Genomic DNA, 19,921 nt, shown 5'->3' with positions numbered 1-19,921 from the left:
CGGCTATCGCAGGGTCGCGGTGCCGTCGGGGGCGACGGCAACCTTGACGCCGGCGATGTCCTCGCGCACCGTTGCTTGCACCGATGCGGGATCGGTGATCACGGCCAAGCTGCGCGACCCGTCGGGCGTGCGCACCGCCAGGAACGCCTTCTCGGGTTGTCCGTCCCGGTTGACTGGTGTGGTCCACGCTTCGACGGTGCCGATGCCTTCCCACTCGACCAACCCATCTCCGGTGGGCTCCCTATCGACCGCGGGTTGCATGTCCTCCCAGCGGAATTCCGACGGCGGCTCGGTGCCGTAGACCCCGAAACTGTGTTTGGTCAGGTAACCGCCGTTGGCGGTGATCAGGCCTCGGCGCCCGGGATTGGCCGCCAGCAGTTCAGCCATGGTGGCGATGGAGTGCGTGACGTAATTGCTCCACGGCCCGCCGGCGAAGGTCAGGCCCCCGGTGACGGTCAGCGGGCGGGCAGGATCGTCGGTGTCCAGGCCGAGTTCGATTGCGGCGACTTGGACAGCGGAGGGAAAGCACGAATACAGGTCGACGTATTCGATGTCATCGAGCCCCAGCCCAGCCAGTTCCAGCGCCCGGGCACCGGCGATCCGAATGGCCGTCGACCGATGCAGTCGGTGGCGGTCGGCGACGGCCGGTGTGTCGTGGGCGTCGGTGCCAGCCTGTGGATAAACCCAGCGTTCGGCCGGTATTCGCAGACGTGTCGCACGTTCGACCGACGTCAGCAGCAGCGCGGCACCCTGGTCAACCATGTTGTTGGAGTTCATAAGCTTGGTGTAGGGCCAGCTGACCATCCGGTTCTGTGGGCCGGGCTGCCAGATCTCGTCAGCCGTAACCGGGTTGCGGATCCACGCGTGCGGGTTGTCAGCAGCTACGGCACTGAACCGCGCCCACAGCTCGCCGATCCGCTTTCGGTGGTTCTCGATCGACTCGCCGTAGGCGATGCGCAGCGCCTGCTCGAATATCGGGTACACGTAGGCCGGCCGGTCCAGGTTGATCCGCAGCTCAGCCGCACCGGCCATCGGAACGTCGTCGCCGGCCATGTCCGGCAGCGGAACGGATTCGTCCTGCACAGTCCACTCCAGTTTGCTGCCCTTGGCGCGCAGGCCCGTTCGGGTGCGCCAGGTTTCGGCGCCAGCCAGCAGCACCACGCCGGCCCGCCCGCGCTGGATGTCCAGGCATGCCCGGTTGACCAGGGATTGCGGCATGTTGCCGCCCACCCCGCTGTAACCGGTGGTGAAGGTCCTCGCCTTGATTCGTTCGCCGAGGAGCTGCCCGGGATTCCGGTAATGCGCCGACAGCATGTGCACCACACGGATCGAATCCACCGCCTCGAGCACCGTCGAATCCGCGGCTTTCCGGGCCGCGGCGGCCATCAGGTCGACGGGTTCGATGGACTGCTTCTCGGCGTCGATGTCGCCTCGGTGGTTGACCTGTCCATAGCCGATCAGCACTGGCGTCCTGGGGTCTACCGGCATGGCTTGAACCTAGCCCGGCGACGATGCGGGTCGTGGAACGGCCCGAGGAGGAGCCGGGCAATTGGGCCTAGCGCGGCGACCCCGAACCGATCGAGCAGACCGGGCAGCGGAACGAGGAGGGGCACCGCCGGCTTGCGGGTCGAAAAGCTTTAGCTGCCCGAATGCGTCACCCCGATGCGCCCAGATCGGGGCTTCGCAGATAAAGCACGAACAGGCGGGCAAAACGTCGATCTCGGAGCCGGAAGGGCAATCAGCCGACCGTCGACGAACGACACCGGCGAGACCACTTAGGCAGTGACGGCCGGCCCGAACATTACGCGCTCGTTGATTAGGCGTTCGGTCTCGTCCGCGGTCATGCCGAGCAGCTTGCGGCAGATCTGAACGCTGTCCTGTCCGGGCAGCGGCGCCGGGCGTTGGGGTGCCTGCGGAATGTGACGAAACGGAGCCGGACCCGTCTCGGCGGGCAGCGGACGGGCGATCAGCGGATGCACCATGTCGCGGAACAGGTTTCGCTCGATCAGCTGGGGATCCTCGAGGATATCCGACGGGCGATTCATCGGGCCGGCCGCAACTCCGGCCGCCTGCAGCGCGCCGGCCGCTTGCACCGGGGTACGGGTGCTGGTCCAGGCCGACACTGCGGCCACCAACTCCGAACGGTTGGCCACGCGTGACCGGCTTGCCCCGAAGCGTGGGTCGTTCGCCAATTCAGGCTGGCCGAAAACAGATGTCGCGCGACGCCATTCATCGTCGGAGCGGATTGAGATGACGCACCATTCGTCGTCGCCAGCACAAGGGTAGACCGCATGCACACTGGTGTCCGGGTGGATCTCGGCAACGTCGGTCGCTCGGGCGGCCTCGGCAACGAACATGGTGTCTAGCTGATTGACGACGACTTCGGCCTGGGAGATGTGGACGTGGGCTCCGCCGCCAGTTCGATCGCGGTGGATCAGGGCCGCCAGCGCGAGCAGGGCACCGACCCGCCCGACAACGTGGTCGGGGAAGATCGTCGTCGCGTCGTAGAAGGGATGCCGAGAGTTGTCCGGCTGCGCCTCATCGGATGTCCAAACACGGGTGACCCCGGTGGCGGCGCGCACCAGTGGCCCGTAGCCCATCCGGGTGCTCCACGGCCCTCGGTTCCCGAATGCACTACTCCCGGCGAGCACGATCCGGGGGTTGAAGGCGTGCAGTACATCGTAGGAAAACCCAAGTGAGGTAAGGGTTCCCGGTTTGAAGTTGGCGAACACCGCGTCGGATTCAGCGACCAGGCGACCGAAGATCGCTTTGCCCTCGCTGTTGCGCAGGTCCAGGCCCAGCGCGAGGTGATTGCGATGGGTCCACGCGAATGATTCACTCATCGCATCCCCGACTCGGGTCTGCCGCAACCCGTCGGGGTGGTCGGCACTTTCGACCTTGATGACCTCGGCGCCCAAGTCGCCGAACAGCCGGCTGAGCTCGCCGCCGGCCACGATGATGCCCAGATCAAGAATCCGCAGACCTTCGAATGGATAGCCGCCGACCCGGCCTGAGGGTGGGGGCACCGGCGCTGGATCCGCGAGCCAGCGCGGTTCGTCCTGCCCCGCGGCGGGGGCCGGAGTACGGAAACCGGCGCGCTTCCCGTCGACAACGAAGTATCCGGTAGGCACCCCGGTGCGCACCCCCGGAACGAGCTCGGCATCGGTGATCGCACCCACCGCCTGGAAGTGTTCGGAGGCCAGGATTCTCGACGGTGTCAGCACCGCGGTAATGGGAACCCCGAGCGCTTGGCCGGCTGCCACCAACTCCTTCATGGTCTTCTCGGCGCACAACTTCGCGACCAACACGCTGATCTGCGGCCATGCGGCCAAACGTGCGCCGATCACGTCGTACTTGGGGTCCTGAAAATCTTCGGGCTCCCCCAACCAGCGGCGCAGCCCGCGCCACTGCCGCGGCGCCATCACGCAGAACCGTACGTAGCCGTCCCGGCACGGATAAATCGGGTAAGCGTCCTGGTTCTTGGGCCGTCCCCGCCATCGCCCGGTGCTGCGGATGCCGGCTGCGACCTGCCCGTGCGCCCCGAAGGGGGGATCCAACGCCATAACGACGGCGTCAAACCGGGAGAAGTCGATGTAATCCCCAGTACCACAACGTAATCGGTTGAAATAGGCGACCAGTACGGCCCAGGCTGCCTGCACCGCTGCGGTTGCCGAAGCGATACCGTCCGGCGGCAGTACCGGCGTGCCGGCGGTAGGGCCCGACCGCGAGAGAGCACCACTCATCGCGTACAGCACCGGATCGGTCGCGCGCCATGACGACCGCGGACCGGCAGCGCCAAAGTCGGTGATCGACAGCGCCACCAGGTGTCGGTAGCGATCGGCCAACTCGGCACACGATGCCCCGTACGCGGCGGCCTGTCCCGGAAGACCACAGTCGACGACGATGTCGGCGCTGGCGGCGAGGTCCAAGAACCGCCGACGGTCGCTCTCGTCGAGCGGGTTGAGCACTGCGCTGCGTTTGTTCGCGTTGTGCATGGCGAACCCGATGCTGGTGCCGGCCAGCGTGGGCCGCACGTGGCGTCCTGGGCTGCCGCCGGGGGGTTCCACCTTGAGAACGTCTGCGCCCAGGTCGGCGAGCAGTCGTGTCACCATATCGGTGCCTCCAGCAGAACAGCCGTCGGACAAGTCGAGCACACGCACGGCATCGAGCAATCGTTCGGGCACGTGCACACCGTAGCTGTTTCATCGGCGTTCGCGGCTACCGTGACTACACGGGCGCGACCGCATTGGACGGCGGCTAAGGCCCGCCGAGCGAAGGGACGACAGTGCCAGGCAGGACATCCATCGGCGTCAAGATCCGGGACAAGGTCCAGGACAAAGTAATCGCCATCACCGGCGGCGCCCGGGGGATCGGATTGGCCACAGCGGCCGCGCTGCACAACTTGGGAGCCAAGGTCGCTATCGGCGACATCGATGAGGCGATGGCGAAAGAGTCGGGTGCCGATCTCGACCTCGACATGTACGGCAAACTCGATGTCACCGACCCGGATTCGTTTTCGGGATTCCTCGACGCCGTCGAGCGCCAACTCGGCCCGATCGACGTGCTGGTCAACAACGCCGGCATCATGCCCGTGGGGCGGATTGTCGACGAACCAGACCCGGTAACCCGCCGAATCCTGGACATCAACGTCTACGGGGTGATCTTGGGTAGCAAGCTGGCGGCGCAGCGGATGGTCCCGCGCGGGCGGGGACACGTTATCAATGTCGCCTCGCTTGCCGGGGAAATCTACGCCGTAGGCGTGGCCACTTACTGTGCCAGCAAGCACGCGGTGGTCGCGTTCACCGATTCGGCCAGGCTTGAATACCGTTCGGCCGGCGTGAAGTTCTCGATGGTGTTGCCGTCGTTTGTCAACACCGAGCTCATTGCGGGCACCGGTGGGATCAAAGGATTCAAGAACGCCGAGCCGGCCGATATCGCCGACGCGATCGTCGGGCTGATTGTTCATCCCAAACCGCGGGTGCGGGTCACGAAAGCGGCTGGCTCGATGATCGTGGCACAGCGGTTCATGCCGCGCCAGGTTTCCGAGGGCTTGAACCGACTCCTCGGCGGCGAGCATGTCTTCACCGACGATGTCGACATGGAGAAGCGCAGGACCTACGAGGCTCGGGCTCGCGGCGAGGAGTGACCGTTGCGCCGCGCCGGCTGGCGTGGACCAACGCGCGTCAGAGCTACCCTGTGCGGGTGGCGCATGTGTTGTCGGTCAACCTGGCTCGTGTTCGGGCGAACCCTGATCCGCGCGCGCAGTCGAAGTTGACCGGAATCGACAAAGTGGCGGCATCTGAGGCGGTCATGGTGCGGGCACCCGGGTCGATGCATGCGGGTGTCGGCAGCGGCCTGGTTGGCGACACCGTCGGCAACCCGAAGCTCCATGGCGGTGATGATCAGGCCGTCTATGCGTATGCGCGAGAAGACCTCGACGCGTGGGAAACCCAGCTTCACCGCACCCTTCACAACGGAATGTTCGGCGAGAATCTGACCACCTCGGGCGTCGACGTGACGTACGCGCGGATTGGTGAACGCTGGCGCATCGGCTCCGACGGATTGGTGTTGGAAGTCTCGGCGCCCCGGATCCCGTGCCGGACCTTCGCGGCCTTCCTGGATTTGCGTTATTGGATCAAGACCTTCACCCGGGCCGCCAAACCAGGCGCCTACCTACGGGTGATCGCTCCCGGAACAGTGCGCGCCGGCGACACAATCACCGTCGATTACCGCCCTGAGCACAACGTGACCGTCGGGCTCGTGTTTCGCGCCCGAACCTCTGAATCGGAGCTGCTTCCCCAGCTGTTGGCGGCAGACGCGCTCGCAGCCGAGCTCAAGGCCTACGCGCGAGAGCGGACACCGAGCCCTCCGCCGGTAGACTCTGCTGACGATGTCTGACCACTTGACTGCTTGCGCAGCCGTTCATCCAGGTCCACTGGTGTCGCACCTCTCGGTGATGCACCGGTTCCGGATATATGTCGACATCGCCGTCGTCGTCCTGGTGCTGGTACTGACGAACCTGATCGCGCATTTCACCACACCGTGGGCGAGCATCGCCACCGTCCCGGCCGCCGCGGTCGGACTGGTGATCTTGGTGCGGAGTAGAGGCCTGGGCTGGGCTGAACTCGGACTGAGCCGCCAACACTGGAAATCCGGGCTCGTCTATGCGCTAGCGGCCGTTGCCCTGGTGGTGGCGGTGATCTCGGTAGGTGTCCTGCTGCCGATAACCCGGCCGATGTTCATGAACCATCACTACGCGACGATCTCCGGCGCGGTGATCGCCTCGATGGTCATGATCCCGCTGCAAACCGTCATCCCCGAAGAGCTGGCCTTCCGCGGTGTGTTGCATGGGGCGCTGAATCGGGCTTGGGGATTCCGGGGTGTCGCGGTGGCGGGTTCGGTGCTGTTCGGTCTGTGGCATATTGCGACGTCGCTGGGGCTCACGAGCAGCAATGTCGGCTTCACTCGACTGTTCGGTGGCGGGATCATCGGGCTGGTGGCCGGTGTCATGCTGGCGGTGTTGGCCACCGGAGTGGCCGGATTCGTGTTCAGCTGGCTGCGACGGCGCAGCGGCAGCCTGATCGCACCGATCGCACTGCATTGGTCGCTGAACGGGATGGGTGCCCTGGCCGCTGCCCTGGTCTGGCACCTGTCGACCTGAGCTCGGTCAGATCAGCAGCACGGCGGCACCGGCGATGCGGCCGGCGCTCAGGTCGCCCAGCGCACGATCGGCTTGGCCAAGCGGGTACTCCGGCGTGGTGACCTCGATGTGATGCTGGGCGGCGAAGTCGAAGAACGCGCGCGCATCGGCGCGGGTGTTCGACGTGACCGACCGGATCTGACGCTCCTGGAACAAGTGCTGCTGGTAGTTCAGGTCCGGAATATCTGTCAGGTGGATCCCGGCGATCGCCAAGATGCCGCCACGGTCCAGCGCTTCCAGCGCGGGCAGCACCAGATCCCCGACCGGGGCGAATAAGATCGCGGCGTCCAGCGGCACGGGTGGCCGGTCGGCGGCGTCCTGAGCCGATGCAGCGCCAAGTTGCAGCGCCAGCTTGCGCGCGCGGGCCCCGCGTGTCATCACATGTATTTCGGCGCCTTGCGCCAACGCGACCTGGGCGGTGATGTGGGCACTGCCGCCGAATCCGTAGAGACCCAGCCGGCCACCGGGTGGTAGCTCGGTGCGCAGCAGCGATCGATATCCGATGATGCCGGCGCACAACAACGGCGCCAGCTCGCTGTCGCTATAGCCGCTCGGCAGATGGTGCGCGAAAGCCGCAGGAACCGTCGTGAATTCGGCGTATCCCCCGTCGGCGTCCCAGCCGGTGTAGCGGGATTGCGGGCAGAGGTTCTCGCTGCCGCGCCGGCAGTACTTGCAGACCCCGCAAGTGTGACGCAGCCAGGCGATACCCACCCGGTCTCCTCGGTCGAATTCGCCACCGGCAGCCGCGCCCACCGCTGAGCCCACCTCAATGACCTCTCCCACTACCTCGTGGCCGGGAATCACCCGTTCGCGGTGCACGGGCAGGTCACCTTCGGTCACGTGGAGATCGGTGCGGCACACCCCGCATGCGTGCACGGCCACCAGCAACTCCGATGGCGCCGGGCGCGGCACCCGGGTGGTCACTCGTTCGAGCGGGCCGGTGTCCATCGGGCCGGGCCGACGCACCTGCCACGCACTCATCGTCGCCGTGGTCGCCGGTGAGACCATCACTCCATCATGCCGCTACCGTCGCCGGCCGCCGCAGTCACACTCAATTTGCATGGCCGACAACAGTTTGGCGCTAGGTCTTGCGCACCATGCCGACGATCCACAGCAGGACGACAGCCCCGCCCAGGGCGACGAAGAAGGTGAACCAGTACCCGCCATGGTTGACGTCGACGCCCAGCGCGTTAAGGACCAAGCCGGCGCCGAATGCCCCGACGACGCCGATCACAACGTTCATCAGGATGCCCGAGCCGCCCCCCTTAACGATCTTGCTGGCGAGCCAGCCGGCGATACCGCCGATGACGATGTAGCCGAGCCAACCTATACCCGTCTTGCCGTCGAGGTTCATGGCGGAAAATTCGGTTGTTGCCGTGATGTCCATGCGGTTCTCCTTGCAGACGCTGGCTTAGCCCAGCACAGGGCCGTGATATCGGTATACCGCTTCTGCGTAACGATTTGAGGGTAGTGACGGTGTCGGTGGGTTGTGGCGTGATCAAACGTGTGTGGCGCCCCACGGTGTTTTCGTGGGCGCTTTTCTGCTGTTCAGCGGTGCTTTCAGGTGGAGTTCAACGGTGTCGGCGTTTCGCACGGTGCACTGAAAGACGCGCACACGACCCGCTGCCCGTCCCCGGCGCGACCTATGGAGAACCGGAAGCTGTACAAGTCGCCAACCACGACCCACCACCGGTTGGCACCTGAACAACGTTCGCGCCGGCGCCAAGAACGCCGCGTTGGCCGGCGGCGCTCCATGGACGCCGCTGCGCCGGCTCAAGAGCGCCCGGCCGCGCTGACACCCCGCCCAGGGGTATCACTTGGGGTGCGGCCGGATCCGGTCAGGCCGGTAAGGTCCGCTGCGGTGTCGGTGTCGTCGGGGTAGGAGCGACTTCCCCGGCCGGCGCCGGCGCCGGAGCGGGCTCTGCAGGAGCCGGTGCCGGCGCCGGCGGCGGGGCGACCAAAGGCCGGATCGATTCGGCCAGCGCCTTGGCCGCGCCCTTGTCCACCGGGTTGTTGGCGGTCCCGAGCCATACCACAAACCAGCGCTGAGGGGGCCCGGCGTCCGGTGCGTTCGCCGCGGGCGAGCCGATTACGCCCGTCCAGATCTGGCCGTTCGGCTTACTCGGATCGCTGAACTTGACTTCGTAATACGACGCGCTTCCAGACACCCCGTTGGCGTCGAGCGAGACGGTTTCCTGGTTGATCCGGGTGCCCGGGTAGGGCATATAGAACTCACCCATGTCCGAGCCCAACCGGGCCGCGGCCTTGGAGTCGGTGGCTTCGGCGCTGGCGTAAAGCTTTTGGTCTAGCCGGCCGAGCACGATACGGGTGTCATTGGCCACCGGCGGCGGCTGTCCGGGAAATGGCGGGTCCCCGGTGGTTTTGCTGAGGAGTGCTGAACCGTAGTCGAAGTGGGCGGCGTCAGACTCCACCCAGCCAGCAGGCAGCGCGAAGCTGAATCCTCCAACCGGGTTGTCGATCCGGACAGGTTGGGGTGCGTTTGGGGCAATGACAGGTGGCGGCGGTGCGTTCGGGTCGGCCGGCGGAGGTGCTGCGTTGGGATCGCCCGGCTGGGCATTCGGCGTGTTGGCGGCGGCCGGTGGTGGGGGGGCAACAGGTGTCGCCGGTGCGGGTGGCGCTGCAGCGGTCGACGGCGGCGAGGCGGCCGTTGTGGGTACCGGGGGCGCTGGCTCCGGATCGGCGTTGGCGGTCGCGGGCACCGCAACGGTCACCAGGCTGGCGCTGGCCATCGCCGCGATAGCCAGTGCCGCCAATCGTCCCTTGCGACGTGTCAAGTTGGGGTCCACCTGATGCATGGCGAAGAACCTACCGTGTTAACGGCGCGACGCAAGGACGGCGCGGGTCGGCTCATGAACTGGCGTGTTGGTGGGGTGCCGGGTGCAGGGCCACTTCCTGCGCCTTGACGCTGAACCACACGCGCGATCCGGGCGCCACACGCAGTTCGGTGGCGGCATCGACGGTGATGCATGCGGCAAGGCCAGGCGCGCCACCAGGCTGATCATGCCCGCGCACCAGGACCGTGGGTCCGCGGGTATCCACCTCCGCCACCGTCAGCCCGACGATATTGCGCGGGCTTCCGTGCGGCGGTTCCGGATACACCGCCACCGCCGTCGGCGGGAACACCGCGATTGCCTCATGCCCAGTAGGCAAATCCTGGACCGGGGTGCCGTACCAGTGGGCGCCGGACTGGGTGCGCAGCGAGCCGTCCGGACCAATGGTCCCATTGACCAGGTTGACTCCGGCGATACGGGCTCCGAAACGACTGCGAGGTGCGGTAAGCACATCGGCAACCGGGCCGATCTCGGCGATCGTGCCGGACTCGAGCACCAATACCCGGTCGGCCAGCGTGAACACGTCCAGCAGGTCATGGGTCGTCAGGACTACCGCGCAACCGCTCCTCGCGACGACACTACGCAACACCGAACGGATACCCGCGGCCGCGGCCACATCGAGTCCGGTCAGCGGCTCGTCGAGCAGCAACACATCCGGTTCGGCCGCCAACGCTCGCGCGATGGCGACGCGCTGGGCTTGGCCCCCGGATAGCTGACGAGGCTTACGGTCGGCGAACTGCTCGGCGTTCACCTCGCGCAGCCATCGCAGTGCCGACGCCCTTGTCCTAGCGCGCCCGGACCCAAACATCCCGCGACGGCATTGTGGTCCGAAGGCCACGTTTTTGGCCACGCTCAGGTGTGGAAACAACAACGGGTCTTGCAACAGCAGCCCGACTCGACGGTCGTGGGTCGCCACATTCACCCCGGCCTCGGTGTCGGTCAACACCCGGTCCCCCAAACGTACCAAGCCCGCGTCGGGGCGAAGCAGCCCCGCGATAACATGCAGGGCGGTGGACTTGCCCGCACCGTTGGGCCCGAGCACTGCAAGCACCTCGCCCGCGGACACCGAGAATTCGACGTCCAAACGCCGGTCGGCGACGACCGCGCGCAGCTGCAGCTTGCTCATGACCGGCTACCTGGTATCGGTCCCGATCGGCGTACGAGCACCCACACCCAGCACCACCAGTGCCGCTACCACAACGAGCAGCAGTGACAATGCCACCGCCGCGTCCGGATCGGTCACCCGCTGCAGGTAAATCTCCAGCGGAAGGGTACGGGTGACCCCTTGCCGGGAACCGGCAAAGGTTAGGGTCGCGCCAAACTCTCCGAGCGAGCGGGCAAACGCCAGTACTGATCCGGACACCACGCCCGGGAGCAGCAACGGCAGGGTCACGCGCCACCAGACAGTGCCGGGCCGCGCCCCAAGTGTCGCCGCCACCACCTCGTAGTCGGCTCCGGCGGTGCGGGCTGCACCCTCTAGGGAAATCACCAGATACGGCAGCGAGACAAAGGTCTGCGCCAGCACCACAGCCGCGGTACTGAATGCGATGCTGATGCCGGCCGCCTCCAGGTAGCGCCCGATCAGGCCGAGCCGGCCGAACGCGTAGAGCAACGCGATACCCCCGACTACCGGCGGCAGCACCAGCGGTAACAGGATCAGCGGTCGTAACGACCGCACCAGTCGTCCGCGGCTGCGGGCCAGCACCAGCGCCATCGGGACGCCCAGCAGTACGCACAGCACCGTGCTGGCCGCGGCGGTCTTCACGCTCAACAGCAGGGCCGTTTGAGAAGACGGAGTAGTGATCAGCGCCCAGAAACGCGGCCAATCGACCCGGATGGCGATCGCGACCAGCGGCATTGCCACGAACACGATCCCCGCGATCGCCGGGAGATATACCCAACGAGGCAGATCCGTAGGCGGGTGCATCGTCAGGGCTTGGCGAAACCCGACTGATCCAGGATCCGCCGACCTGCCGCAGCGGTCACCATGGCCACGAACTGCCGGGCCAGAGCGGGCTGGGAGGTCCGCTTTAGCACCGCGATGGCGTAGACATTGACCACACCCGCGGCTTCGGGAAATCTGACACACGTCACTTTGGTGGCAACGCTGAGCGCGTCACTGACATAGACCAGCCCGGCATCGGCTTGCCCGGTGATGACCTTGTTCAGAACGTCGGTCACGCTAAGTTCCTCACTGACCGGGTTGAGATGAATCCCGGTTGCATCTTCGATGCGCCGGGTCGCCGATCCGCATGGCACCGACGGCTGGCAGACCACCACGTTGAGCCCCGGCCGCGTGAGGTCGGCAAAAGATCGGATCTTCTTGGGATTGCCTGCGGCGGCAACGATGACCATCGTGTTGGTGGCGAAGTTTGTCGGATGACCGGCCAGCAACCCCGCCTTGGCCACACTGTCCATTTGCGCGGTGTCCGCAGATGCAAAGACGTCGGCGGTCGCGCCCTGGGTCAGCTGGGTGGCCAACTCAGAAGAACCAGCGAAAGCGAAGTTGACGTTAACCCCTGGGTTGCCGGCTTTGAACTGCTCACCGATCTGAGTGAACGCAGACTGCAGCGAGGCAGCCGCGAACACCACGATCGACCGGGCACCCTGCGTCGGCCCGGCTGGCGACGATGCGGGTGAATTCGATCCACATGCCACCAGGCCCGCGACCAGCATCGCTGACACTAGGCCAGTTGACAGTCCGATCCAACGCACTGGCCAAACCTAATGGTTACCAAGATCGTCTGCGCGTCGTGGCGGTGCGGAGTTTCCCCGAATAGCTACTGTCCAGTAACATCTACCGGAGCTTACGCCATCACGATGCGATTCCAGGCAACGGTCCAGGGTCTGGGTTCAGCGTTGAACACGAGGAGGTCATGGCAGTGGAGGTGCTGGTCACCGGCGGGGATACCGATCTCGGGCGCACAATGGCTGAAGGCTTTCGCAACGACGGCCACAAGGTCACCCTGGTGGGTGCCCGCCGCGGCGACCTCGAGGTCGCCGCGAAGGAACTCGACGTGGACGCCGTTGTGTGCGACACCACCGACCCGACCAGCCTCACCGAGGCACGGGGACTGTTCCCCCGTCACCTGGACACCATCGTCAACGTGCCAGCGCCGTCCTGGGATGCCGGTGACCCGCGCGCCTACTCGGTGTCCGACACGGCCAACGCCTGGCGCAATGCGCTCGACGCGACGGTGCTCTCGGTGGTGCTGACGGTGCAATCCGTGGGCGATCACCTGCGCTCCGGCGGCTCGATTGTCAGCGTGGTGGCGGAGAACCCGCCTGCCGGTGGCGCCGAGTCCGCGATCAAAGCGGCCCTCTCGAATTGGATCGCGGGCCAGGCCGCCGTTTTCGGCACGCGCGGGATCACCATCAATACAGTCGCTTGCGGCCGCAGCGTGCAGACCGGTTACGAAGGGCTTTCGCGCACACCCGCGCCCGTCGCGGCCGAGATTGCGCGGCTGGCGCTGTTCCTTACCACCCCTGCGGCTCGCCACATCACCGGCCAGACGCTGCACGTCAGCCACGGCGCGCTGGCTCACTTCGGCTGAACCTTTCGCTTCACCGGCCGATCGCTACGGTAGGTAGTGTGACTATTCGGCTGGGTCTACAGATCCCCAACTTCTCCTACGGCACAGGGGTGGAGAAGCTTTTCCCGTCCGTCATCGCTCAAGCGCGTGAGGCCGAAGCGGCTGGTTACGACTCCCTGTTTGTGATGGACCACTTCTACCAACTGCCCATGTTGGGGACGCCCGACCAGCCGATGCTGGAGGCCTACACGGCCCTTGGTGCGCTGGCCACGGCGACCGAGCGGCTGCAACTGGGCGCGTTGGTGACCGGCAATACCTACCGCAGCCCGACCCTGCTGGCAAAGATCATCACCACGCTCGACGTGGTTAGCGCCGGTCGAGCGATCCTCGGCATTGGAGCCGGTTGGTTTGAGCTGGAACACCGCCAGCTCGGCTTCGAGTTCGGCACTTTCAGTGACCGGTTCAACCGGCTCGAAGAGGCGCTACAGATCCTCGAGCCAATGGTCAAGGGTGAGCGCCCAACGTTTTTCGGCGATTGGTACACCACCGAATCGGCGATGGCCGAGCCGCGGTATCGCGACCGCATCCCAATCTTGATCGGCGGCGGTGGTGAGAAAAAGACATTCGCGATCGCCGCCCGCTTTGCCGACCATCTCAACATCGTGGCGGCGGTCGACGAGCTGCCGCGCAAGATGCGGGCGCTGGCCGCGCGGTGCGACGAGGCCGGCCGGGACCGGTCGACGCTTCAGACCAGCCTGCTGTTGACGGTGATGATCGACGAGACACTCTCGCCAGATGCGATTCCCGCGGAGATGAGCGGTCGCGTGGTGGTGGGCAGCCCGGCACAGATCGCCGACCAAATTCAGGCCAAGGTGCTCGATGCCGGTGTCGACGGATTAATCATCAACTTGGCTCCGCACGGCTATCTGCCCGGGGTCATCACCACCGCCGCTGAAGCGCTGCGCCCGCTGCTGGGTGTGTAGCCACCGGGGGCCGGTGACGCAGGCACGCTGTGGTGTGGCTGATGACACATGTCCTCAACTGGGCCTGCAGCGGTCGGGTTGACTACCGTAGTAGCTAACTGAACTCGCTCATCGAGGTGACCCCGTCAGGAGCAGCGGAACATGAGTCCCCAGCAAGAACCCACAGCGCAACCACCTCGTAGGCATCGAGTTGTGATCATCGGATCTGGGTTCGGCGGGCTAAACGCGGCAAAGAAGCTCAAGCGGGCCGACGTTGACATCAAGCTGATCGCGCGCACCACCCATCACCTGTTCCAGCCGCTGCTGTACCAAGTGGCCACCGGGATTATCTCCGAGGGAGAAATCGCTCCGCCGACCCGGGTCGTGCTGCGTAAGCAGCGCAATGTCCAGGTACTGTTGGGCAACGTCACCCACATCGACCTGGCCGGGCAGTGCGTCGTCTCGGAATTGCTCGGTCACACCTACCAAACCCCCTACGACAGCCTGATCGTCGCCGCGGGTGCTGGCCAGTCTTATTTCGGCAACGACCATTTCGCCGAATTCGCACCCGGCATGAAGTCCATCGACGACGCGTTGGAGTTGCGTGGCCGCATATTGAGCGCTTTCGAGCAAGCCGAACGGTCCAGCGATCCGGAACGGCGGGCCAAGCTACTGACATTCACCGTTGTCGGGGCTGGCCCCACCGGTGTTGAAATGGCCGGACAGATCGCCGAGCTGGCCGAGCACACGTTGAAGGGCGCATTCCGGCACATCGACTCGACCAAGGCGCGGGTGATTCTGCTTGACGCCGCCCCGGCGGTGCTGCCACCGATGGGCGCAAAGCTCGGTCAGCGGGCGGCTGCCCGGTTGCAGAAGCTGGGCGTGGAAATCCAGCTGGGTGCGATGGTCACCGACGTCGACCGCAACGGCATCACCGTCAAGGACTCCGACGGCACCGTCCGGCGCATCGAGTCGGCCTGCAAGGTCTGGTCGGCCGGGGTTTCGGCCAGTCGGTTGGGCAGGGACCTTGCCGAGCAATCACGGGTTGAGCTCGACCGGGCCGGCCGGGTCCAAGTGCTGCCCGACCTGTCCATTCCCGGGTACCCGAACGTGTTCGTGGTGGGCGATATGGCCGCTGTGGAGGGTGTGCCGGGTGTGGCGCAGGGCGCCATCCAGGGGGCGAAATACGTCGCCAGCACGATCAAGGCCGAACTGGCCGGCGCCAACCCGGCGGAGCGTGAGCCATTCCAGTACTTCGACAAGGGATCGATGGCCACGGTTTCGAGGTTTTCGGCGGTGGCCAAGATCGGTCCCGTTGAGTTCAGCGGCTTTATCGCCTGGCTGATTTGGCTGGTGCTGCACCTGGCGTACCTGATCGGGTTCAAGACCAAGATCACCACTCTGCTGTCGTGGACGGTGACTTTCCTCAGTACTCGCCGCGGCCAGCTGACCATCACCGACCAGCAGGCATTTGCGCGAACGCGGCTCGAACAGCTGGCCGAGCTGGCCGCCGAGGCGCAGGGCTCAGCGGCAAGCGCTAAGGTGGCCAGCTAGCGTTAGCCAGGCAACCGGTCAGCCTGCCAGGTACTCAGTGTTCCGCCACCCGCCAACGCCAAAACGGTCGACCGTGCGTCGATGGCGTCGGTGAATGCCGTCGCCGGATAGCGCAGCTCGCTGATAGTGGCGCGCGGCGCCGCAATGACGTCGTCGGCCAAAGACCCGGCACCCAGTTCCACCCGGTGCCGCAGCAGGGGACGACCATGCCGATCGGCCTGCAGCGATGACGACCAAAATCCTTCGCGCTCATTGCATCTGCCAATCTGCACGCGCTCGCGCAAGCGGACCCGACCGTCGTCGTGCAGGCGCAAGGTGGCATGCGACAGATGCCGGGCTGAGGCGGCGACGACCGTCGGCTCCAGGTCCACATCCAGGGTGCCGGTCACGTCGATCTCCCAGTGAGCATGCGACGTCAGGGTATCCACGCCGGGCAAGGCCACCGTCGCGGCGGCACTACGCAGCCGTAGCTGGGCACCCCGTTCCACGATCACCCGGATTCTCATGGTGTCACCGCCCAGCGGGGTCGCGGCCGCCGACACCAGGTGCACCGTGTCGGGCGCGGTTCGGCGTGCCTGGACACCGCCCCGACAGTCGATGCGCGGCAACCGATTCGGCGACGCGACCACCAGAACACTAGACTCCATCGGCGGCCAGTTGACTACGAACCCAGGCCACGACATCGCTGGCAGCTGGGTCCTCGGTCAACGATTGCAGCACCGTCGGGCGGCCGTCGCGCACCGCGTCCGCATCGCGGGCCATCACCGCCAGGTCGGCGCCCACCAATGCAGCCAGGTCAGTCTTGTTGACTACCAACAAATCCGAATAGGTCACCCCCGGCCCGCCCTTGCGCGGCACCTTGTCGCCGCCGGCAACGTCAATGACGAAGATCTGCGCATCCACCAGCCCCGAAGAGAAGGTGGCCGTGAGGTTATCGCCGCCGGATTCGACCAGGATCAGGTCCAACGCGTCGTGGGCGGCCATCAACTCGTCGATCGCATCCAGGTTGGCGGTGATGTCGTCGCGGATCGCGGTGTGCGGGCAGCCGCCGGTCTGCACGGCCGCGATCCGGTCGTCTGGCAGCACCGCATGTGTGCGCAAGAAGTCGGCGTCTTCGGTGGTGTAGATGTCGTTGGTCAGCACCGCCAGCGACAGCTCTCCCCGCAATTGCCGGCACAGCGCCGCCACCAGTGCGGTCTTGCCGGAGCCGACCGGGCCGCCGACGCCGATGCGCAGTGGCTCGCCCGGTTTGCGGACCCGCCTTGGCCGAGCGGGCACGGTGTGCGAGTGGGGATGGGAATGCGTTGCCATGCCTTACCTTTCAGGAAACGAACAGGGGACGCACGCGCTCGTCATGCCGCTGGGCGAGCGTGTCCAGCAGCGGATCAGACAAGTCTGCCAGTCCGGCTGTGGCCTCCTGCGCGATCTGCTCGCACAGTTCGGACAGCTGGAAGGTCACCACGGTCACTTCGGCGGGATCTAGCGCCAGCAGTCGCTGGGCGGCGATGGCCGAGCCGGTCATTGTGATGTAGACGAGGTGCAAGGCGTTGTGCTCGGGCGCCAGCCCGCTCAGCGCGCCGACCCGTCCGGCCACAACCGCCAGATGCGGCCTCGGGCCCAGTTCCTCCCAGCCGGAATCGGGCCACACCCGCCGTGCCAGCCTGATCAGCCCGCGGCCCTGGCTGCGTGAGGCGTGTCTGGCCGCGGGAGCCGGTGTGCGCGCGTCGGTTTCCCGGTCGGCGTCGTCGACGGCCAGCTCGCCCCGGTGCACCGCGGCCGCGATGGACGCCGTCAGCAGGCCGTGGGTGCGGACCCGCCGTTTCAGGAACGCTTCCAGGGTGGCCAGGCCGGTCACCATGCCGGCGGCGATGGCTTCTTCGATGCCGCCCGAGTGCACGTGCGCACCCGTGGGCAGCCGCGAGTCGGCGAGGGTGAGCAGCACGGCCAGCGAGGTCATTAGAACAGGAAATACCGTTGTGTCATAGGTAGTTCGGCGGCCGGCTGCGGTTGCCACACCTGGCCGTCGATTCGCACGGTGAAGGTGTCGGGATCGACCTCGATGCTCGGTAGGGCATCATTGAGCGGCAGGTCGGTCTTGCCCACTGCGCGCACGTCGGCCACCGGCGCTAGTCCCCGATTGACCGCGAGCCGGTCCGCCAGGCGCGCGTCGATGGATTGCGGCGCGACGAAGTGCACCGAGGTCGCCGCCGCGGTTGCCGCGGCCGCGCCGAACATCGGTCGCGGGAGCACCGGTTGCGGGGTCGGGATTGACGCGTTCGCATCGCCCATCGCTGCCCAGGCGATCGCCCCACCTTTGAGCACGACGTGCGGGCGAACCCCGAAAAACGCCGGCTCCCACAACACCAGGTCGGCCAACTTTCCCACCTCCACCGAACCGATCAGGTGATCCATGCCGTGTGCGATGGCCGGGCAGATGGTGTATTTGGCGATGTAGCGGCGGACCCGGTTGTTGTCGGCGGCTTGGCTACCAGACGGGTCACCTTCCAGTGCCCCGCGGCGGGCTTTCATCACGTGCGCGGTCTGCCAGGTGCGCAGCACCACCTCGCCGACACGGCCCATCGCCTGGGAATCGCTGCCAATCATCGAGATTGCCCCCATATCGTGCAACACATCTTCTGCCGCAATGGTGGACGGTCGGATCCGGCTTTCGGCAAACGCGAGGTCCTCCGGGATCCGGGGGTTGAGGTGGTGGCACACCATCAGCATGTCGAGATGCTCGTCAAGGGTGTTCACCGTATGCGGGCGGGTCGGATTGGTCGAGCTGGGCAGTACATTCGGTTGCGCCGCGACGGTAATGATGTCCGGTGCGTGCCCGCCGCCGGCGCCCTCGGTGTGGTAGGCGTGAATCGAACGTCCGGCGATCGCGCCGATGGTGTCCTCGACGAATCCGGTCTCATTGAGAGTGTCGGAGTGCAGCGCAACCTGCACCCCGGCCACGTCGGCGACCGCCAAGCAGGTGTCGATGGCCGCCGGGGTCGATCCCCAGTCTTCGTGGAGTTTGAAACCCGATGCGCCACCGCGCAACTGTTCCCACAGTGCGTCGGGATTCACGGTGTTTCCCTTGCCGAGCAGCGCGAAGTTCACCGGCCAACCGTCCAGTGACTCCAGCATCCGGGCCAGGTGCCACTCGCCGGGAGTGACTGTGGTGGCCTTGGTGCCCTCGGCGGGTCCGGTGCCACCGCCGATGATCGTGGTGGTGCCCGCGGCCAAGGCTTCGACGATGATCTGCGGACAGATCAAGTGCACGTGACAGTCGACGGTGCCTGCGGTGACGATTCGACGGTTGCCGCTGATGATTTCGGTGGACGGCCCGACGACGAGATCCCGATGCACACCTGTCATGATGTCGGGATTGCCGGCCTTTCCGATCCCGACGATGCGGCCATCGCGAATCCCGATGTCGGCCTTGATGATTCCCCAGTAGTCGATGATCACCGCACCGGTGATCACGGTGTCGGGGGCACCGTCGGCCCGGCTCGCACGGCCCTGGCCCATGGACTCGCGCAGCACCTTGCCGCCGCCGAACACCGCCTCGTCACCGGCCAGTCCCGGTCCCCCACACCGGTCTTCGGTGACCTCAACCAGCAGGTTGGTGTCGGCCAGCCGTATCCGGTCGCCGGTGGTAGGTCCGTACAGCTGTGCGTAGCGCTCCCTTGACAGTCGCGCCATCAGCGGTCCAACCGTCCGGGCGGATTTAGCGTCAGACCGGGTACCTCGCGCCGTCCGCCCAACGGAACCAACCCGACGATTTGGGGAATGCCCGGCTCGAAGCGCACCGCTGTCGCCGCCGGGATGTCCAGACGGTAGCCGTGGGCCGTCGCACGGTCGAATGACAGCGCCCGATTGGCCTGCGGGAGATGGACGTGGCTACCGACCTGCACCGGACGATCGCCGGCGTTGATGATCCGCATCTGCAGGCGGGAGAGTGCCGCGGCGTTCATCTCGATATCACCACTGCCGTAAAAGATTTCTCCGGGAATCATGCGATCGGCTGATGCACGGTGACCAACTTGGTGCCGTCCGGAAACGTCGCCTCCACCTGTACCTCGGCGAGCATCTCCGGCACTCCCTCCATCACATCGTCACGGCCGAGCACCTCACGCCCGGATGCCATCAACTCTGCGACGGTGCGGCCGTCACGCGCGCCTTCCAGGATGTGGTCGGCGATCACCGCGATGGCTTCCGGATGATTGAGGCGCAGGCCGCGGGCCCGACGCCGGCGGGCCAACTCGGCGGCGTAGGACAACAGCAAACGCTCCTGTTCGTGCGGCGTCAGGCGCATGCTCTGCGATCCTGCCA

20 protein-coding genes are annotated in these 19,921 nt (G+C 66.1%); 6 read left to right on the top strand and 14 right to left on the bottom strand.

The genetic code is table 11. The features are described from left to right. Positions 1-3: 3 nt before the first annotated feature. Together Rv1867 and Rv1866 are read right to left on the bottom strand one after the other, a co-directional pair. Positions 4-1,488 (bottom strand): hypothetical protein, encoded by a 1,485-nt coding sequence (locus Rv1867; protein ID NP_216383.1) that lies wholly within the window; start codon positions 1,486-1,488, stop codon positions 4-6. A gap of 287 nt (positions 1,489-1,775) precedes the next feature. Then, positions 1,776-4,112 carry a hypothetical protein gene (locus Rv1866; protein NP_216382.3) on the bottom strand — a complete coding sequence of 779 codons (2,337 nt, stop codon included), beginning with the start codon at positions 4,110-4,112 and terminating at the stop codon, positions 1,776-1,778. A gap of 173 nt (positions 4,113-4,285) precedes the next feature. Here Rv1866 and Rv1865c point away from each other — a divergent pair, with 173 nt between their 5' ends. From Rv1865c to Rv1863c, 3 genes are read left to right on the top strand one after another with little or no spacing between them, the layout of a single operon-like run. Continuing rightward, a complete protein-coding gene (locus Rv1865c; RefSeq protein ID NP_216381.1) occupies positions 4,286-5,146 on the top strand; it encodes a short-chain type dehydrogenase in 861 nt (286 codons plus the stop codon). Continuing rightward, positions 5,143-5,898, top strand: coding sequence for a hypothetical protein (locus tag Rv1864c; RefSeq protein NP_216380.1), 756 nt, complete (start codon positions 5,143-5,145; stop codon positions 5,896-5,898). The genes Rv1865c and Rv1864c overlap by 4 nt, the downstream gene beginning before the upstream one ends. Continuing rightward, entirely contained in the window at positions 5,891-6,661 is a 771-nt protein-coding gene (locus tag Rv1863c) for an integral membrane protein (RefSeq protein NP_216379.1), read from the top strand. Before Rv1864c ends, Rv1863c begins: the two co-directional genes overlap by 8 nt. Positions 6,662-6,667: 6 nt before the next feature. Here Rv1863c and adhA read toward each other — a convergent pair whose 3' ends face one another. From adhA to modA, 6 genes are all read right to left on the bottom strand, one after another. Next, complete coding sequence (adhA, locus tag Rv1862) at positions 6,668-7,708, bottom strand: alcohol dehydrogenase A (protein NP_216378.1); 1,041 nt, start codon at positions 7,706-7,708, stop codon at positions 6,668-6,670. A 73-nt stretch (positions 7,709-7,781) separates the two neighbouring features. Next, on the bottom strand, positions 7,782-8,087 hold the full coding sequence (locus Rv1861) for a transmembrane protein (protein NP_216377.1): 306 nt from the start codon (positions 8,085-8,087) through the stop codon (positions 7,782-7,784). Positions 8,088-8,538: 451 nt separating this feature from the next. Next, positions 8,539-9,516 (bottom strand): hypothetical protein, encoded by a 978-nt coding sequence (gene apa / locus Rv1860; protein ID YP_177849.1) that lies wholly within the window; start codon positions 9,514-9,516, stop codon positions 8,539-8,541. 52 nt (positions 9,517-9,568) lie between these two features. Next, a complete protein-coding gene (gene modC, locus Rv1859) occupies positions 9,569-10,678 on the bottom strand; it encodes a molybdenum ABC transporter ATP-binding protein ModC (RefSeq protein ID NP_216375.1) in 1,110 nt (369 codons plus the stop codon). 6 nt (positions 10,679-10,684) lie between these two features. Continuing rightward, positions 10,685-11,479, bottom strand: a complete 795-nt coding sequence (modB, locus tag Rv1858; RefSeq protein NP_216374.1) for a molybdenum ABC transporter permease ModB — start codon at positions 11,477-11,479, stop codon at positions 10,685-10,687. Between the two features lie 2 nt (positions 11,480-11,481). Next, positions 11,482-12,267, bottom strand: coding sequence for a molybdate ABC transporter substrate-binding lipoprotein ModA (gene modA, locus Rv1857; protein ID NP_216373.1), 786 nt, complete (start codon positions 12,265-12,267; stop codon positions 11,482-11,484). A gap of 161 nt (positions 12,268-12,428) precedes the next feature. Between modA and Rv1856c the strand changes: the two genes are divergently transcribed. From Rv1856c to ndh, 3 genes are all read left to right on the top strand, one after another. Further along, positions 12,429-13,106, top strand: coding sequence for an oxidoreductase (locus Rv1856c; protein NP_216372.1), 678 nt, complete (start codon positions 12,429-12,431; stop codon positions 13,104-13,106). Positions 13,107-13,144: 38 nt separating this feature from the next. Continuing rightward, positions 13,145-14,068: an oxidoreductase gene (locus tag Rv1855c; protein ID NP_216371.1), complete on the top strand. Its 924-nt coding sequence runs from the start codon at positions 13,145-13,147 to the stop codon at positions 14,066-14,068. Between the two features lie 141 nt (positions 14,069-14,209). Continuing rightward, positions 14,210-15,601: an NADH dehydrogenase gene (gene ndh, locus Rv1854c; RefSeq protein ID NP_216370.1), complete on the top strand. Its 1,392-nt coding sequence runs from the start codon at positions 14,210-14,212 to the stop codon at positions 15,599-15,601. Between the two features lie 2 nt (positions 15,602-15,603). Here the strand turns inward: ndh and ureD are convergent, their stop codons facing one another. From ureD to ureA, 6 genes are read right to left on the bottom strand one after another with little or no spacing between them, the layout of a single operon-like run. Then, entirely contained in the window at positions 15,604-16,230 is a 627-nt protein-coding gene (ureD, locus tag Rv1853; protein NP_216369.1) for an urease accessory protein UreD, read from the bottom strand. Positions 16,231-16,237: 7 nt separating this feature from the next. Continuing rightward, the gene (gene ureG, locus Rv1852) at positions 16,238-16,912 is read right to left on the bottom strand and encodes an urease accessory protein UreG (RefSeq protein NP_216368.1); all 675 of its coding nucleotides are present in this window, start codon (positions 16,910-16,912) and stop codon (positions 16,238-16,240) included. Between the two features lie 10 nt (positions 16,913-16,922). Beyond that, complete coding sequence (gene ureF / locus Rv1851) at positions 16,923-17,558, bottom strand: urease accessory protein UreF (RefSeq protein NP_216367.1); 636 nt, start codon at positions 17,556-17,558, stop codon at positions 16,923-16,925. Next, complete coding sequence (ureC, locus tag Rv1850) at positions 17,558-19,291, bottom strand: urease subunit alpha (protein NP_216366.1); 1,734 nt, start codon at positions 19,289-19,291, stop codon at positions 17,558-17,560. The genes ureF and ureC overlap by 1 nt, the downstream gene beginning before the upstream one ends. Continuing rightward, a complete protein-coding gene (gene ureB / locus Rv1849; protein ID NP_216365.1) occupies positions 19,291-19,605 on the bottom strand; it encodes an urease subunit beta in 315 nt (104 codons plus the stop codon). The genes ureC and ureB overlap by 1 nt, the downstream gene beginning before the upstream one ends. After that, positions 19,602-19,904, bottom strand: coding sequence for an urease subunit gamma (gene ureA / locus Rv1848; RefSeq protein NP_216364.1), 303 nt, complete (start codon positions 19,902-19,904; stop codon positions 19,602-19,604). The genes ureB and ureA overlap by 4 nt, the downstream gene beginning before the upstream one ends. Positions 19,905-19,921: the final 17 nt, after the last annotated feature.

The organism is Mycobacterium tuberculosis H37Rv, from assembly GCF_000195955.2.
Taxonomy (GTDB): domain Bacteria; phylum Actinomycetota; class Actinomycetes; order Mycobacteriales; family Mycobacteriaceae; genus Mycobacterium; species Mycobacterium tuberculosis.
The sequence above is the reverse complement of the archived record's forward strand: the minus strand, read 5'-3'. Positions and strand labels throughout refer to the sequence as shown.

Coding starts and splice junctions, on each gene's coding strand:
- modB (NP_216374.1), bottom strand. CDS start 11,479: ATGCACCCGCCTACGGATCTGCCTCGTTGGGTATATCTCCCGGCGATC.
- adhA (NP_216378.1), bottom strand. CDS start 7,708: ATGGTCTCACCGGCGACCACGGCGACGATGAGTGCGTGGCAGGTGCGT.
- ureA (NP_216364.1), bottom strand. CDS start 19,904: ATGCGCCTGACGCCGCACGAACAGGAGCGTTTGCTGTTGTCCTACGCC.
- Rv1861 (NP_216377.1), bottom strand. CDS start 8,087: ATGGACATCACGGCAACAACCGAATTTTCCGCCATGAACCTCGACGGC.
- Rv1856c (NP_216372.1), top strand. CDS start 12,429: ATGGCAGTGGAGGTGCTGGTCACCGGCGGGGATACCGATCTCGGGCGC.
- ureF (NP_216367.1), bottom strand. CDS start 17,558: ATGACCTCGCTGGCCGTGCTGCTCACCCTCGCCGACTCGCGGCTGCCC.
- Rv1863c (NP_216379.1), top strand. CDS start 5,891: ATGTCTGACCACTTGACTGCTTGCGCAGCCGTTCATCCAGGTCCACTG.
- ureB (NP_216365.1), bottom strand. CDS start 19,605: ATGATTCCCGGAGAAATCTTTTACGGCAGTGGTGATATCGAGATGAAC.
- modC (NP_216375.1), bottom strand. CDS start 10,678: ATGAGCAAGCTGCAGCTGCGCGCGGTCGTCGCCGACCGGCGTTTGGAC.
- apa (YP_177849.1), bottom strand. CDS start 9,516: ATGCATCAGGTGGACCCCAACTTGACACGTCGCAAGGGACGATTGGCG.
- Rv1866 (NP_216382.3), bottom strand. CDS start 4,112: ATGGTGACACGACTGCTCGCCGACCTGGGCGCAGACGTTCTCAAGGTG.
- ureC (NP_216366.1), bottom strand. CDS start 19,291: ATGGCGCGACTGTCAAGGGAGCGCTACGCACAGCTGTACGGACCTACC.
- ureG (NP_216368.1), bottom strand. CDS start 16,912: ATGGCAACGCATTCCCATCCCCACTCGCACACCGTGCCCGCTCGGCCA.
- ndh (NP_216370.1), top strand. CDS start 14,210: ATGAGTCCCCAGCAAGAACCCACAGCGCAACCACCTCGTAGGCATCGA.
- Rv1867 (NP_216383.1), bottom strand. CDS start 1,488: ATGCCGGTAGACCCCAGGACGCCAGTGCTGATCGGCTATGGACAGGTC.